This is a genomic window from Chryseobacterium koreense CCUG 49689, assembly GCF_001045435.1.
Lineage (GTDB): Bacteria > Bacteroidota > Bacteroidia > Flavobacteriales > Weeksellaceae > Kaistella > Kaistella koreensis.
The window spans coordinates 297493-314219 of record NZ_LFNG01000004.1 but is presented as its reverse complement, the minus strand read 5'-3'; the positions used below and the strand labels follow the sequence as shown (position 1 = coordinate 314219).

Below are 16727 nucleotides of genomic sequence, written 5' to 3'. Positions count from 1 at the left end.
TCCGAGATACCGTACTCGCGGCATATCTCCGCTACTTTCTTGCCTTCCTGCTGGCTCTGGAGCACCTTTAAAATCTGTGCTTCCGTAAATCTTGATTTTTTCATTGCTTTTTCTTGACGTTAAAGTTAATACTCTAATTTTAATCTGTCTGAAAAAAGCAGCCATGTACCTTACCTATTTGAAACAGGAAGCTTTGCCGCCGTGGATCCTAATTTTTCAAGCAAACCTGAGGATGAAGTTGTAACGCAATTATTAAATTCTAATATTAATAACCCTAATAATCCTACAGTAGTATGTGCTAATGATACCAATTTTGGAGATTTATGGGGTTTGCAAAATCCATCAAATCCTGGTATCGATATAAATGTCTGTAATGCTTGGACAATTACAGAAGGAGCAGGCGTCAAAGTTGCAGTTTTTGACACAGGAATTGATTTAACCAATCAAGATTTAAGCGCAAATATATTACCTCTAAGCTATGATGCAGTTACCTCTTCTTCTCCTAGTCAAACTTACAATATACATGGTACAAATGTAGCAGGAGTGCTAGGAGCTATTAAAAATAATAATTATCAAATTGTTGGAGTGGCTCCCAAATCAAAAATGTATTCAATAAGTATTAATTTTTCTGCTACGTCTTCAGGTATAGAACAAACAACTAGAGGTATTAATTGGGCTGTGCAAAATGGAGCAGATATTATTAATAATTCTTGGCAAGTTAATTATGTTTCTTCTATGTTAGACGACGCAATATCAAATGCATTAACATTTGGAAGAAATGGTTTAGGAACAGTAATCTTATTTGCTGCGGGGAATGCACCTAAACCACAAAATCCAAATTCTTTTGGAATAACTTATCCGGCAAATACTAATGATAAAATCATTGTAGTAGGCTCAATTGGTAAGAATGGAATTCGTGCTTTTGATTCTTGTTATGGAGGAAAACTTGATATTGTTGCTCCAGGAGTTGACATTTTAATGACATCTTATAATAATACATTATTATATAGGTCAGGAACATCTTTTGCTACACCACATGTTGCAGGTATAGCTGCGTTAATACTTTCCGTTAATCCATATTTAAATGTAACGCAAGTAAGTGACATCATAGAAAAAACCGCCAAAAAATTAACCAATTATACCTATACATCTGCAAATGGAAGACCCAATGGAACATGGAACGAAGAAACAGGATATGGATTAGTGGATGCCTATGAAGCAGTAAAATTAGCTCAGCAAATGGATTCCCCAACACTTGATTTATATGTAAAAGATTCTTCTGATGATTTCGGAATAGAACCTAATACGACAACTCCTTATATGTGGGCAAGCGATAATATGTGGGTGAGAAATTCTAATGACAATGGAACAGAACATCAAAATCCTGTGTACAATAGCAATAACACTCCAAATTATGTAAAAATAAGGGTAATTAATAAAAGTAGAGTTCCCTCTACAGGTAATGAGCGATTAAAGTTATACTGGGCAAAAGCATCTACAGGACTTTCTTATCCCAATCCTTGGAACGGGGGTGTCTTTCATCCTACAACCGGCGCACCTATGGGAAATCCTGTTGGAAGTGTAAGTATTCCTGTTCTTCAACCGGGCCAAGAAACAATTTTATCATTTCCATGGATTGTTCCCAATCCTGCAAATTATAATAATGAGGATCAATGGCATTTTTGTCTTTTAACTCGCATAGAAAGTGTGGATGACCCTATGACTGTTGCAGAAACAACTGATTTAAATGCCAATGTTAGAAACAATAATAATATTGCTTGGAAGAACGTTACGGTAGTAGATCTTATTCCTGGGATTACTCCGGGCGGTGTAGTAGCAATAGGGAATCCTTTTAGCGTTCAAAAGAACTACAAAATAGAATTTCTTGTGGATGATGTGGAAACTGGAAAACCTGTTTTTCAAGAAGCAGAAGTAGGAATAACTATGGATGATACTCTTTATAATGCTTGGCAAAGAGGAGGAAATACCTCCCAATCACTTGCTCCGACATCCAATCAAAACAAAAAATTAGTAAGCGGTAATAATGCTATTCTTGGAAATGTTTCTTTTAATGCAAATGAAACGGGTCTTTTGCGTTTAGATTTTAATTTCTTAACTAGAGAAGCGACAGATAAACAAAAATTCCGCTATCATGTCATTCAAAAGGATGCTGTTTCAGGACAAATAATTGGTGGAGAAACCTTTATGATTAACAAAGACCAACGAGCACTTTTCATGGCAGATGCCGGAAGTTTGAGAATGGTTAATGAAAATGAATCCTTGACCATTAATGCAGCAGATATTCAAGAACCAGCAACATATAATTGGTATGACAGCAGTGGTAATTTAATCTATCAAGGTCAAAATCTCCAAATTCTCAATGCTATTGCTGAAAACTATAAATTAGAAGTGATATCCAATTTAGATGGATTTAAAGACTATGCGCAGGTTGAAGTAAGGTTAAATCCAAGTAGAATTCAAACTATTGCTCCAAACCCTGCAAGCAACAATATCCAAGTAAACTATATACTGAATGCTGCAACTTCGGCATATATAATAATCATTGGAAATAACAATAGCGGAGTATCAAACAATTATATCATAGATACAAACTCATCTCAACACAATATTAACATAAGCAACTATCCCGCAGGATTTTATACCGTTGCACTCATTGTCAATGGTGAAGTTGCAGATGCTAAAACGTTAATCAAACAATAATTCTCATTTTAAAATATTTTGTCATGAAAGCTTTAATCATATCCTTATTTCTTTTTATCTCAAATTTTTTATTTTCCCAGTATATTGCAGGTTTAAGTGTTACCCAAAATGGTCAAAATAAAATAAAAGTTCATGTGAAGGCCTATTTTCATACATCTTCTAGTGCCTATCTTTCCTATGACACCAATACCAATCAAAATATAATTACTTTAAATGCATGTTATTATTTAAGTCCTTTGGGAGGCGATGCTGCAGTTACTTATTATGAAAACGATTTTTATATCGATGTTCCGGATCAGGCTACCTATACTTTAATAACAAATATGTACATTTCGACAAATGAAACCAGCTGCAATTATCATCATATAGAAGATACGAAAACGCTTCAATTTACCACGCCTGTTCAGGGAACGGTTTCCTTAGCAACCACCAAAAACGAAAATATCGCTTCAGCAGTAACGCTGTTTCCAAACCCGACAAAAGAAGTCTTAAATTTTAAGTCACCCTATAAAGTAAATGAAATCAACATGTATGATACCTCGGGAAAGAAAGTAAAATCCCTGCAGAAAATAACCGATACAAAAATTGACACCTCCCATTTTTCTTCCGGAACTTATCTGATTGAATTTGTGGGCGACAGACATAAGTACCGTACAAAAATCTTAATCAGGAAATAGATTTTTTACGGCAGTGGAAAAAAACTGAGTCGGCGGCTTAGAATTCACCATTGACTTCGTCGAATCTTCGATTTCACCGCGCAGCAATTTCACTCGCAGAAATGTACTGCGCAGCAAATTCACTCTGAAAGAAATTCACCGCGCAGCAAATTCACTTATCAACCCGCTCCGATTCGTCCAAATATCACTGTCCTCTCGCCTTCTTCAGCTCGATGACATGGTTTTCCTGAGTAATGGTCACATGATCGCCTTCAGATTTAATTTCTACGTTTTGGTTTTTGTAAATGGTGGTTTTACCGTCAGATTTTTCTTCTTTGGCATAAAGTGTTGCATTATTGCTTCTGATGCTGATGGTATTTCCCTCCTGATCATTTTTAAAGGTGACCAGCGCTGAAGACCCGTCTTCGGCAACATAGCGGTAAGTGGATTCCGTGCTTTCCTTGTCGCCGTTTTTCATTGTTTTTTCCGCAGCATAGGCAGTGTCGGTTTTGCCGTTTTCGTGGTGGATGCTTTCCTCCACGTTTTCTTTCACGATGACGCTTTTATTCCCTTCGCCGGATTTCTTGCAGCTATAAGTCGTGAGCAGGGAAAAGGTTGCAATTGTTAGTGTGAGTTTTTTCATTTTAGGATTTGTTTATTATGTAAATTTAGGAAAAAGTAATTCTTTATGATTATTATTTCTTATTGTACTTGCAAAATAATCCGGAGACCTTTCATTTTGTTACTGTCATGTATTGCGTGGTGTATTTTTAATATCTTGATCCTGATGGCTTAAAACTGAAAATGATTGCCCAATCAATCGCGTTGAACTTACGTTTGAAGATGGTGAAAGCATTTCTAAGATTTAGCGGATCCCATTATATATCTGTTTACTCTGAAGGAGTTTTTATATTGAGTCTATCCGTAGATTCTCTCAATATCTGGCTTCTATGGAGTAGCTAATTTAATAGTTCTGCAAGAATTTGCTTAAAATTATTCAATGAATTTAAGGACTTCTATTTTTATTTTTATCATTGGTAAATTGTAAGGAGCCAATTTTTTCAGCCATATTAAAATATCTTTCGTTTATGTGGAAAAATATTTTATTTTTACGTAGAAAATAGCATGCACTATTCTTTATCACTGCGATGTTGATAGGAATGAATGGGCATCAATAATTAACCAACCGTTTATGCCAAACTTTCCATTAACTGAAAATGAAGAAGAAAGACTGAAGCGCCTTCAGTTCTACGATTTAATGCATTTGGGCAAAGAAGCCGATCTGGACGTTTTTGCGGAAGCGGCTGGACATATCGCCGATTGTCCGGGTGCCATTGTCGCTATAATGGAGCAGGATACCCAGACCATCCAAAGCTGCATCGGGATGGATCTGGACAGCGTCCCGCGAAAAGACACGGTTTGCCAGTACACCATTCTGAGCCATGAGGCGATGGTGATCGAAGATACTTTTGCTGATGAAAGATCCTCTTCCAATCCACTAATTCGGGCAGGAAATATCCGTTTCTATGCGGGTGTGCCTTTGATTGATGAAAAGGGCTTTGTCCTGGGAACCATTTGTGTGTTCGATTATAGCCCTAAAAGTATTTCGCAAAAGCAAATCCAGTCCCTGGAAAAGCTTGCGAAAGCGGTAACCAAAATTTTGGTAGGCAAACGAAAAAACACCGAGGCAGAATATTTTTCCGAAATATTCCGGGTGACCAATAATTTGCAGGTCATACTGGACAACGATTTTAACTTTAAAAAGGTAAACCCCTCATTTGAGGAGGTTTTCGGATTGGAAAAAGAGAAGGTGTTTGAACAAAATTTTGTAGATTTTTTAGGCGAAAACAACAAAGATCTGTTTAAAATCCTGAAAGAGCTTCCACAAGACAGCAACAAGGGCAGGTCCCTTACAACTCTCACGAAAATAGATGGCGAAAATACCCTCATAGAGTGGTTTTTTAAAGAAAATTCCCGGAAAACAGAAATTATATGTTTTGGCCGGAACATTACCCAGGAAACCGAGGAACGGCGCAAGCTGCAAAGCTCTGAACGCCGGTTCCGGAATTTCTTTGAGAATGCACTTGGACTGATGAGCATGCACGATATGGAAGGCAACATTCTGGCCGTTAACGAAAAATGCCGGGAGCTCTTGCAATATTCTAAAGAGGAAGTAAAGTCTTTAAACCTGAAGCAGCTTATTCCGCCGCAACACCATCAGTTGCTCGGTGAATATCTGGAACGCATCAGAGATAAAAGGGAGGATTCCGGCATGATGATTTTGCGCGCCAAAGACGGCAGTGAGATTTTCTGGATGTACAACAATATGTTGGAAATTGACGAGAATGCGCATCCTTACGTGGTGAGCACAGCTCTCAATATGACCGAAAGAATCCAGCTGGAACGTAACCTGAGAAATACCCAAAAAATGCTGGAACAAACCAATATTGTGGCACAAGTTGGCGGATGGGAGATGGATCTGAAAGATAACCGAATTTATTGGTCCGATTCTACCAAAGAAATCCATAAGGTTGAAAAAAGTTTTGTCCCAGAGCTTGATTCAGCGCTTGGCTTCTATGATGAGGAAAGCGAAATAAGAATGAAGAATGCTTTTGAAAAAGCAGTGCGGGAAGGAGTTGCCTATGATGAGGAATTCCAGTTGCGGCAAAAAGACGGCAAGCTCATCTGGGTCCGCGTGAAAGGTATCCCCGAGTTTGAAAACAATGTGTGCACCAAAGTTTTCGGGATCATTCAGAACATTGACGCTACCAAGAAAACTTTTTTGGAGCTGGAGAAAAAAGAAGCCATGCTGAGATCCTTTGTCAACAATGTGCCTGCCGCGGTGGCCATGCTGGACAAAAATCTGGATTATATTTTGCTAAGCCAAAGATGGCAGGATGAATTCCATAAAGACGATGAGGAAATAATTGGCAAAAATCTCTACACGCTTTACCCGAATGTGCCCGAAGATAGAAAGAAAATCTATTCGGACGCATTGGAAGGAAAAGCCTATAAAAACGATAACCAAATCTTCGAAATCATTGGGATGGACGAACCCCAACATTACAGCTGGGAAGTGCGGCCGTGGCATTTTTCTGACGGGATCATTGGCGGGGTAATCATCTTTATTCAGAATACGACACATTCTGTCAAAATAAATGAAGAGCTAAAAACAGCCAAAGAACTTGCAGACCTCGCCAGCAAAGCAAAATCAGAGTTTTTGGCGAATATGAGCCATGAGATAAGGACGCCGCTGAATGGTGTGATCGGTTTTTCGGATTTATTATTAAAAACACCGCTCAATGAAGTGCAGACCCAATATCTGAATTATATTAACGAATCTGGTAACAGCCTGCTCAACATCATCAATGACATTCTGGACTTTTCGAAAATAGAATCCGGAAAGCTGGAGCTATTTGTGGACCAATACAATGTTTACGACTTGGTCAATCAGGTGATCAATGTGGTATTGTATCAGGCGCAACGCAAAGATCTGGAGCTTCTTCTGAACATAGAGCAAGGTTTGCCACATGCCATCTGGGTAGATGAGTCCCGGATCAAGCAAGTGCTGATCAACCTGCTCGGCAATGCAGTGAAATTCACAGAGCAAGGCGAAATAGAGCTGAAAGTGGAGCAAATAAAATGCGATGACAAAAACATCACTTTGCGCTTTTCCGTGAGAGATACGGGGATCGGTATTCCGAAAGATAAGCAGCAGCGCATCTTTGACGCCTTTACTCAGGAAGACAGCTCGGTGAGTAAAAAATACGGAGGAACCGGATTGGGTTTGACGATTTCCAATACCATTCTAAAATATATGGGCAGCCAGCTTTCACTTTCCAGCGAGATCGGGAAAGGCTCTGTATTCCAGTTTGACCTGAGCGTTCCTTTCGAATACAATCAGGCTGAAGAGCCCCAAGAGCTGAAAATCGGCAGGGTTCTCATTGTGGATGATAATGAGAACAACCGAACCATCCTTAAACACATGCTGGATTACAAAAATATTCCATCTGTTTCCGCCACCAACGGCCTGGAAGTGATTCGGCTCTTAATGCATGGCGAAAGTTTTGACGTGATCCTTATGGATTATCACATGCCGATCCTTTCTGGATTGGAAACCATAGAAAAAATCAAGGAACTTTTCAAAAAACAGGGCGAGGTCATTCCGCTCATTGTACTTCATACCTCATCAGAAGAGCATGAGGTGATTTCCTCATTCCGCCAGAATGAAAAATCCTACTGCCTTCTGAAGCCTATCAAGTCCGAAGAACTTTACAATGCGCTGCAAAAAAGTATGCAGTATAATCAAAAAGATGCAGAAAAATTAGCGCCCCTTCATCAGGAAGCGCTTTCCACATTCAGCCAGACCTGGGAAGTACTTCTGGCAGACGATAATCCCGTAAACATGGCGCTCAACCAAAAAATGATGAGCATTTTGACCCCCAACGCAAATCTCGTGGAGGTGATCAATGGTGCCGAAGCGCTACAACAGTGCCGGGAAAAAGTTTTTGATTTAATTCTTATGGATGTGCAGATGCCCATAATGGATGGTATAGAAGCCACAAAACAAATCCGTAAATTACCGCAATATTCGAAGGTCCCCATAATAGGGGTGACCGCAGGAAATGTTCTGGGCGAAAAGGAAAAATGCATGGATGCCGGGATGACGGACTTTTTGCCGAAACCACTCAGACAGCTGGATCTGCTCAATATGTTAAAAAAACATTTTAATCCGGATGGGGATCAGGAGCCGGCAGAGGTTATGAAAACAGATGACTATCTCGATATGGAAATGCTCCGGGAGCAAATCGGAGATGATGAAGATTTTAAAATATTCTTTCTTCATTTAGTCATCCAGGAACTTAGCGAGTCCCTTAAAAAGCTCCAAGACCTTGGCGAGGAAAAAAATCCTGAAATGGCAAAGGCCTTTTTACACAAACTAAAAGGGACTTCCGGTACCGCAGGATTATTCAGGCTCTCCGAAAAAGCCATGGAATGGGAAAAAATTGTGGACGCGTACTCGGATTTCACAAAGATGCTCCGCGAAGTAGAAACGGAAATAAAAAGAGGAATAAATATAATCACCCAAATAAGTTAAAAATTCAACTATGCTAGTCTTAATTGCTGATGATGATGAACTGATTCTAAAAACAGTGGAGTATAAATTATTAAAAGAAGGTTACCAAGTCATTGCAACCCGCAACGGAAAGGAAGCCATAGACGTTATAAAAACCACCGACGTGGATTTGATCGTCAGTGATATCATGATGCCTTTTGCTTCGGGAACGGAAATCCTCTCGGCTGTGAAATCATCGGGAAAAAATATTCCCATCATCATGCTTTCCAGTCTGGATCAGGAGGAAGTTGTGCTGGACGCGTTTGATTTAGGCGCATCCGATTTCATGATTAAGCCTTTCAGTCCCAGTGAGCTTATGATCAGGGTTAAGAAACATAGCATGAAATAAGAAATGTTTCTATCGGTTTCTGTACACAATCTGTTAATTGTTTTTTTTGCAATACTCATGCTGGTTTTGATCCTCATCGTTGTGGTTCTTTCTTACGGCCTGTATCAGTACAAAACATTAACGAACATGCTGAAATGGTCTTTGGTAATTGACCAAAAACTTTCGGAGACCATCGTGGATTCCGAAAGCCAGAAACCACAGGATCCCTTGTTTGATGAATATTCCAAAGCTTCTTCCTTCCGGAATTTATTTTTAGAAAAACTGGTTGCCTCAAAAAAGAAGTTTTCCGGCAGCGCTCAAAACGAAATCAAAAGACTTTACATAAATTACGATTTAGAAAAAGAATCGCTTTCCAATCTCAAACAAAAACAAGCCTACCGCATCGCAGGAGGAATCCAGGGTCTTACTGCGATGCAAATGGAACAGCATCTGCATCTGATCAGTGGGTTTCTCACGCATCCTTCTCCTCAGGTTTATCAGGAGGCGCAATATGCGATGCTCACTTTTCAGGGGTTCAAAGGTTTGGATTTCCTTGACCATTTTCCCTACAAGATTTCAGACTGGCAACAGCTTCGCCTGCTGAGGTCTGTGAATAATATCCCTTCGGATTGTGATGATTCCATCCGTCTTTGGCTTAGCAGCGACAACACGTCTGTAGTGATTTTCACCTTAAGGCTATTAAGAAAATTCCAGATGTTGGCATTTTATGACGAAGTGAAAACCCTCCTGGAACATCCAGCCGCACAAGTCCGCATACAGGGTGTCCGCACCATGCAGGCCTTGGAAAACCCTTCGACGAGGGAGGATTTTACCGGAACCTATGATGCGCAGCCGGAAGAAGTGCAACTGGAAATAATAAAGGCCATGAAGTTGTCTAATGACAGGCAATATGCCGGGTTTTTCAAATCACAATTGCTCGGTCATCCTGCGGTCAGCATCCAGATTGCCGCTGCCGAAGCTTTGGCATCTTTGGGTAACCTAGACGACCTCAAGAGACTTGCGGAAAGTGAATCCTCTTCCGAACATCTCGTAAAAATAATTAGACACGCTTTACAGGAAAAAATATGTTAGAGTTTTCACATATCATCTATGAGGTTGTCATTTGGCTGTTTCTACTGTATTCGGCCGGCGTTTTTCTTATCTATTCCTGGATAGGGATTTATGCTTTGGGCGCGGTAATCCGGTACAAACACGAAAACACTTTTGCCGATTACAGCATCATTGCGGCCAATCCCAATGCGCCTACTTTCAGCCTTATTGCGCCGGCGTATAATGAGGCATTGACCATCGTGGATAATGTAAGATCCTTATTGTCTTTGTATTACCATAATCTGGAAATCATCATTGTTAATGACGGGAGCAAAGATGATTCTATTGCAAAGCTTATTGAAGTTTACGAATTGGAGTCGGTGGCTTTCTTTATACAGGGACAGCTGGAAACCCAACCGATAAAAGCCATATACAAAAGTAAAAACCCGGCTTTCAAAAAATTGGTCGTGGTGGACAAGGAAAATGGCGGCAAAGCTGATGCGCTCAATGTCGGGGTTAATATTTCCTCCGGCGATTACATCGTCTGCATTGACGTGGACTGCATTCTGGAACAGGATGCTATCCTGAAACTCGCGAAGCCATTTTTGGAGCAAACCGACAAAAAGGTGATTGCCTGCGGAGGTGTAATTCGTTTGGCCAACAATTGTAAAGTTGAAAACGGCAAAGTCCTGGACGTCAATATTCCTAAAACCTGGCTGGGAAGAACGCAGGCATTGGAATACATCCGTGCGTTTGTTTTGGGTCGCATGGCGTGGTCGCGAGCTTCGGGGCTCATCCTTATTTCCGGTGCTTTTGGTGCTTTTGACAGGAAGATTGTTTTAGCCTGCGGCGGTTATGATGCAAATACCGTGGGCGAAGACATGGAGCTTGTAGTGCGTATGCGCAGGTATATGGAAGATCGCAAAGAAGCGTACGAAGTGGTCAACATACCCGATCCATTGTGCTGGACAGAAGTTCCGGAAACCAAGGAGGTTCTTCGCAAACAAAGAAACCGATGGATGCGCGGCACGATAGAAACCCTGTGGAAACATCGCAAGATGATGTTCAATCCAAAATACGGAAAGCTCGGAATGATCAGTCTTCCTTATTGGTTCTTTTTTGAATTTCTAGGGCCTTTGGTTGAATTTTCGGGCTATATCATATTCCTCATCTTTTTGCTCTTGGGAGTGATTAATTGGCCATTCTTTTTTATATTATTTGCTTTGGTGATCGCGTCGGGAATTCTGTATTCCATCTATGCCATTTTAGTAGATTTGGTGAGTCGGCAGGTATATACCAAGAGAAAAGATTTTTTCACCCTGATTACCACGGCGGTTTTAGAGCCATTTTATTTCCACCCAATTGTCGTAAAAGCAGGGGTAAAGGGTTTTGTAGATTATTTTAAGAAGTCTAAATCCTGGGGCGAAATGACCAGGCAAGGTTTCAATACCTCGGTTCAGCACCTGCCGTGGAGACAAAAAGTAATTGAAATAATAAAATCCGGACTCAAACAATGGGGATTGATTTCCCTGGTCTTTATCGGGTTGTTTTTAATTGGAGCAGTCGCGGAATGGTCTTGGTACCATTATCATTTCGAAGATTTTGATCGCAATCGGCTTGCCCTGCAATTATCCGTTAACAATTTTGAATTCGCCTTCCGTTTTCTATTGATTACAGGTGTTTTATTCCTGCTCCTGAACTTTATTTTAGAGAAATGGACAAAAAGCGTAACGATTGTTGTTTATACTTTAGTGGGCATTTTGCAATATATTTTGTTTCTCTATTTTTCGGAGTCCCAAAATTTATTGGGTGCAGATGCCTTCTATTACAGCACTGCTGAATTAAAACAAATTTTGCAGGCGAGCGGCATGGTAAGCCTGAAAAATTTAGCATTCATGGTTATTCTAATTGCGGGAACTTATCTTCCTTTTTGGCTTGCCGCCAAATCGAAATTAAAATCCTGGATTCCCGGTTTGGTGATATTATGCATCGGTTTGGGCTCCTTTTTTATTCCGGAAAAAGATTTGCAATTCCATGACACGGCAAATGAATTCGAGCAAAATGCCGGTAAAAGCAAATGGGCTTATTTCTTTAATTCCGGTGCGGAAGATTTTTTGAATGGCTCAATGCTTAACGAAATGTTGGCACAAAATGATGCGCCTTATTATGATCCCGACCGGCTGGATGAAGCGTTTCCGTTTTGGCGAAAAGAAAAGACTCCTGATTTTTTAGGGCCTTATTTCAACCCATCCGAAAGTCTTCCAAATCTTGTGCTGATCACTGTTGAAGGACTTGGACATGCTTACAGTTCGCCGAACGGCTATGTGGGCAATTTCACGCCCTTCATCGATTCTTTAGCCAGGAAAAGTCTGTATTGGGAAAACAACTTCAGCTCTTCGGGACGTACCTTCGCAGCATTGCCTACTTTAACGGGATCTTTGGCTTTCGGGAAAAATGGCTTTTTGGAGACTAAAGAAATTACACCTCATTTTAATCTTTTTAATGTGCTAAAAAAGAATGGCTTCGAAACCGGCTTTTACTATGGCGGAAACTCAACTTTTGATAACATGAAGGCCTTTCTCGAATACAGCAATGTGGATCACCTTATCGACCAAAGCGCTTTCGGACCCGCATACCGAAAATTGCCCGGAAACAACGGTGAAAGCTGGGGCTATGAAGATCAGGCGGTTCTTGAAAAGATGCTGCAAATCCCGCAGGCAAACGGAAAGCCTTATTTTAACATGGCCATCACTTTGTCCACGCACAATCCTTTCCTGATTAATGACAGTCCGCATTATGAGCAATTGTTTGAGCAACGCATCAGATCCGGACAAATATCGGAGTCGCAGAAAAAATGGGCGCTGGAAAACAAAAGGCAACTGGTATCCGTCCTTAATCTGGATGAAGCACTCAAAACGTTTTTTAAAAATTATAAAAAGCGTCCCGATTTCGGGCGCAGCATTTTTATTGTCACCGGCGACCACAGCATGCCGGAAATCACCCTAGAATCCAAGATAGACCGTTACCATGTTCCGCTGATCATTTATTCACCTTTGCTAAAAGAACCGAAACATTTCAAAAACGTGGTCAGCCATTTCGATCTTGCGCCTTCTGTTTTGGCTTATTATCGGGAAAATTACAATTTGGTGACGCCTTCGTCTGTGGCTTGGGTGGGTCGCGGATTAGACGCTTTGCCTAACCGGAAAACTGGGATCCCATTGATGCAGAGCAAAACGATGCTGGCCGATTTTGTTTATGGCAAAAACCACCTCAGTGGAGATCAGTTGTTCACATTGAATCCTGACCTTACGGAGTATGCTACAAACGACGCCGCAGCAAAAAGAAATACCCAAAAGTATTTTGACGAGTTCAAAAGGATGAACCAAAAGTTCTACACCTCAAAAATGCTGATGCCGGATTCGGTGACGGTAAAATTTTTTAATAAATAAGTTAAAAAGCCCTTGTATAACCTAAACTAAGATCTATCTGGCTGCCTTTTGTATAAGGGCGGTATTCCTGATTGAAATAGGTGGCAGAGATCGAAAAGAAATTCATTTTATTGATCGAGAAACTGTAGCCGGCGCCTATCTTGTAGGTTTTCAGTTTATAGGTTTCATTTTGTAATAAGCTGTTGATGCTTTCCTCAGGACTGATCCCCGTACCGAGCTGGAAGGAAAAGTAGTCGTTGGCGCCTTTGGTGTAGTAGCGCACCGTTCCGGTATAGGATTGGGAAATATTCTCATTGCCGGGTGTGATGTAGGTCCGCAGGTTAAACCAAAAATTCTTGTAATATTTGCCAATCGAAGCGGTGTACATCCAGATGGAATTGCTGAAATACAATTGCCGGAAACCGATTTCACCCTCAAAGCTTTTCGGCAGGTTGGCATACAGGGAAGCACCTGTCCTGAACTTCGGAAATATGCCCACAGCTCCGGAATAGCCTGCACCGACATACATATAGAAAGTTTTCGAAAGCCGCGGATAGGCCTCCATCTCGAACTGCATGCCGTTTTCCGCAAATTTGTTGGCGTAATTGGCTTTCAGAATAACGGACCCTATCGGCGTAGTGCGTTTATAGCTCAGACTCAGGATGTGCCAGTTGTCATCAAACTGCTTATCGAAATGTGAAAAGTCATAGCTGATTCCCAGCGCATTTTTTGAAGTCAGTTCCTTTATTCTTGCATAAAGTGAGCGTGCTTCCGTGTTCTTTGGATTCAGCTCCAGGAGTTTCAGAACGGCCTGTTCGGATTCTGCAAATTTATTATTGCTGTTATACACTTTGGCTTTAAGGAGTAAAAGATCCTCAGAATCAGGATGAAACCCCAATCCTTTATCTACGAGAGCGATCGATTTTTCGTAATGATCATTCCAGTATTCCAGGGAAGCATAAGCGATAAAAAAGTCGACATCTTCCACATTCCTTTGGTCCAAACCCTCGAAAACTTCTCTCGCGGCCGCAGGATTGTCGCTCCATGTGTAAAGTCGTCCCAGAAAGATAGAGATATCGGTATAATCCGGTGATTTTTGCAAGGCAGATTTTGCCAGATCGATTGATTTGGGATAGTTTTTTTCTTGAAAGGCCGCATGGCGTGCCTCTACAAATAACTCGTCCGAACTGCGGTTTTCCTGACCGTAAATAGGGACGGAAATCCATAAGATTAAAAAAAGGCAAAAGGTTTTCTTCATTGATCTACCGGTCTTTTTGGAAGTTTTCATTTTAAAGAAACCGAAGATATAAAATATTTTAAACTACCTGTCGCGCATTTGGCAAATAAAAAATAAAAAAAAATGGCTTATTTGATTAAGAACAAGATATTTAATTGATAATCAAACTATTAAATACGATGATGATCTCGGTAAAAACTTCGAAATTATTTAATAAAATTAACCAACAGGTGCAAACCTATTTCCACAATCAAGCAGGTTAGACCTCCAATCCGGAAATTAGGTCGCTTGATATAACTGCAAAAACAATTTCAGGAAAAATATGAGGCAAACTTTTCGCAGTGAATTTTCTGATTTTATCGACGTCTTTTTCCTGATTCAACTTCCACTGAAATCCGAAAATCTGCCGAACAAATTGCTCCGATATCTGTTCTAAAGAAGGAACCCAACCTGCATTCGGTCCTGATTCAGAAAGCGGATTACAGCGAACATCTGCCGAATGTGCAGTCAGTTGTTCAATCCATATCAACTTTGCGTCAACTATTCAAGGTTTGGAAAAAAGAATAGCATCCAAAATAAATTCTTCTACGAAGATTCAATACCTCAATTTTTTCGTCTTCAAAATTACTTGAATTTGTAAAAGTAAAAACCTTGTTGAATGCACATGAGGTTTATTTAATCAAAATTTAATATATCCCTTACTAAAATCATCTTTTCCACTATAATTAATAGCTCAATTTTAACTAAATTTGTACTGCAAAATATCAAGTCATTTTTTTACTCAAATCTTGAAACTTGAGACATGAAACTTGGAACAACCTTAAACTTCAAACTTTAAACAAAATATAATGAGTTACATTTCTTACATTGAAGCAAGACAAATTCTGGATTCCAGAGGAAACCCAACCATCGAAGTAGATGTATTTACCGAAAACGGAGCCATGGGAAGAGCAGCAGTTCCTTCCGGAGCTTCCACAGGTGAGCACGAAGCCGTAGAACTTCGGGACGGTGGTTCAGAGTATTTAGGGAAAGGAGTCTTGAAGGCTGTGGAAAATGTAAGAGAAATCATCGCTCCGGAATTGGTAGGACTTCCTGTTTATGACCAAAACTTCATCGACCAAATCATGATTGATCTCGATGGAACCAAAAATAAAGGAAATTTGGGGGCCAATGCTATTTTGGGTGTTTCGCTCGCCGCTGCGAAAGCCGCTGCCACCGAACTCAGAATGCCGCTTTACAAATATGTTGGCGGAGTAAATGCCAATACACTTCCAGTTCCGATGATGAACGTGATCAACGGAGGTTCTCATTCCGATGCACCGATCGCTTTCCAGGAATTCATGATTATGCCGGTGAAAGCAGATTCTTTTTCTCACGCTTTGAGAAAAGGGACTGAAATTTTCCACAGCTTAAAATCCATCCTTCATTCTCGCGGACTTTCAACCGCAGTAGGTGACGAAGGCGGTTTCGCTCCAACTTTCAGCGGGACTGAAGACGCACTAGACACTTTGCTTCAGGCCATCGAAAAAGCCGGCTACAAACCGGGAGACGATGTGATGATCGCACTGGACTGTGCTTCCTCGGAATTCTACAAAGACGGAATTTACGATTACAGAAAATTCCAGACTCCCGATTCCGCACAATTCAGCAGAAGCGAGCAGGTAAATTATTTGGCGGAACTTGCTGCAAAATATCCAATCATCTCGATCGAAGACGGAATGCACGAAGACGATTGGGAAGGCTGGAAAATGTTGACCGAAAAAATCGGAGACCGCGTCCAGTTGGTCGGTGACGATTTATTTGTGACCAATGTGGAAAGACTTTCAAGAGGAATCAAAGAAGATGTCGCAAACTCAATTTTGGTTAAAGTGAACCAAATCGGGTCACTTTCAGAAACCATGGCGGCAGTTCAAATGGCGCAACACAACAAGTACACTTCCGTAATGTCGCACAGATCGGGAGAAACAGAAGATTCCACCATCGCAGATTTGGCGGTTGCGATGAACTGCGGACAGATCAAAACCGGATCCGCTTCCCGTTCAGACAGAATGGCAAAATACAACCAACTCCTAAGAATTGAAGAGGCATTGGGTGAAACTGCAATCTTCCCGGGATTAGACGCTTTCAAAGTAAAAAGACCATAGAAAAAATCAATAGCAAACCCGGTTATTCATTTGCGGTTTTCTATCAT

Annotated in this window: 10 protein-coding genes and 1 pseudogene; 8 read left to right on the top strand and 3 right to left on the bottom strand. The window is 40.7% G+C overall.

Annotated features, from left to right (window positions below; translation table 11 throughout):
- Positions 1 to 104, bottom strand: a 104-nt coding sequence (locus ACM44_RS14965; protein WP_152669295.1) for a transposase, incomplete at its 3' end; no start/stop codon positions are given.
- A gap of 97 nt (positions 105 to 201) precedes the next feature.
- Here ACM44_RS14965 and ACM44_RS14840 point away from each other — a divergent pair.
- Together ACM44_RS14840 and ACM44_RS04220 are read left to right on the top strand one after the other, a co-directional pair.
- Positions 202 to 2721, top strand: a complete 2520-nt coding sequence (locus ACM44_RS14840; RefSeq protein ID WP_053215431.1) for a S8 family peptidase — start codon at positions 202 to 204, stop codon at positions 2719 to 2721.
- Between the two features lie 23 nt (positions 2722 to 2744).
- Positions 2745 to 3398 (top strand): T9SS type A sorting domain-containing protein, encoded by a 654-nt coding sequence (locus ACM44_RS04220; protein WP_048498797.1) that lies wholly within the window; start codon positions 2745 to 2747, stop codon positions 3396 to 3398.
- 184 nt (positions 3399 to 3582) lie between these two features.
- Here ACM44_RS04220 and ACM44_RS04215 read toward each other — a convergent pair whose 3' ends face one another.
- Entirely contained in the window at positions 3583 to 4020 is a 438-nt protein-coding gene (locus tag ACM44_RS04215; RefSeq protein ID WP_048498796.1) for a hypothetical protein, read from the bottom strand.
- Between the two features lie 549 nt (positions 4021 to 4569).
- On the opposite strand from ACM44_RS04215, the gene ACM44_RS04210 reads away from it, so the two are divergent.
- Genes ACM44_RS04210 through ACM44_RS04195 form a run of 4 tightly spaced genes read left to right on the top strand, consistent with a single transcriptional unit; the run spans position 4570 to position 13320 of the window.
- Positions 4570 to 8475 (top strand): response regulator, encoded by a 3906-nt coding sequence (locus tag ACM44_RS04210; RefSeq protein ID WP_048498795.1) that lies wholly within the window; start codon positions 4570 to 4572, stop codon positions 8473 to 8475.
- 10 nt (positions 8476 to 8485) lie between these two features.
- Positions 8486 to 8842, top strand: coding sequence for a response regulator transcription factor (locus ACM44_RS04205; RefSeq protein WP_048498794.1), 357 nt, complete (start codon positions 8486 to 8488; stop codon positions 8840 to 8842).
- 57 nt (positions 8843 to 8899) lie between these two features.
- Positions 8900 to 9913, top strand: coding sequence for a HEAT repeat domain-containing protein (locus ACM44_RS04200; RefSeq protein WP_048498793.1), 1014 nt, complete (start codon positions 8900 to 8902; stop codon positions 9911 to 9913).
- On the top strand, positions 9907 to 13320 hold the full coding sequence (locus tag ACM44_RS04195) for a sulfatase-like hydrolase/transferase (RefSeq protein ID WP_048498792.1): 3414 nt from the start codon (positions 9907 to 9909) through the stop codon (positions 13318 to 13320). The genes ACM44_RS04200 and ACM44_RS04195 overlap by 7 nt, the downstream gene beginning before the upstream one ends.
- Before the next feature lies 1 nt (position 13321).
- Here the strand turns inward: ACM44_RS04195 and ACM44_RS04190 are convergent, their stop codons facing one another.
- A complete protein-coding gene (locus ACM44_RS04190) occupies positions 13322 to 14557 on the bottom strand; it encodes a YaiO family outer membrane beta-barrel protein (protein WP_048498816.1) in 1236 nt (411 codons plus the stop codon).
- Positions 14558 to 15005: 448 nt separating this feature from the next.
- Between ACM44_RS04190 and ACM44_RS15980 the strand changes: the two are divergent.
- Both ACM44_RS15980 and eno read left to right on the top strand, forming a co-directional pair.
- Positions 15006 to 15168 (top strand): annotated as a pseudogene (locus tag ACM44_RS15980) (IS982 family transposase); the annotation flags it as partial.
- Positions 15169 to 15384: 216 nt separating this feature from the next.
- Positions 15385 to 16680 carry a phosphopyruvate hydratase gene (gene eno, locus ACM44_RS04180; RefSeq protein ID WP_048498790.1) on the top strand — a complete coding sequence of 432 codons (1296 nt, stop codon included), beginning with the start codon at positions 15385 to 15387 and terminating at the stop codon, positions 16678 to 16680.
- Positions 16681 to 16727: the final 47 nt, after the last annotated feature.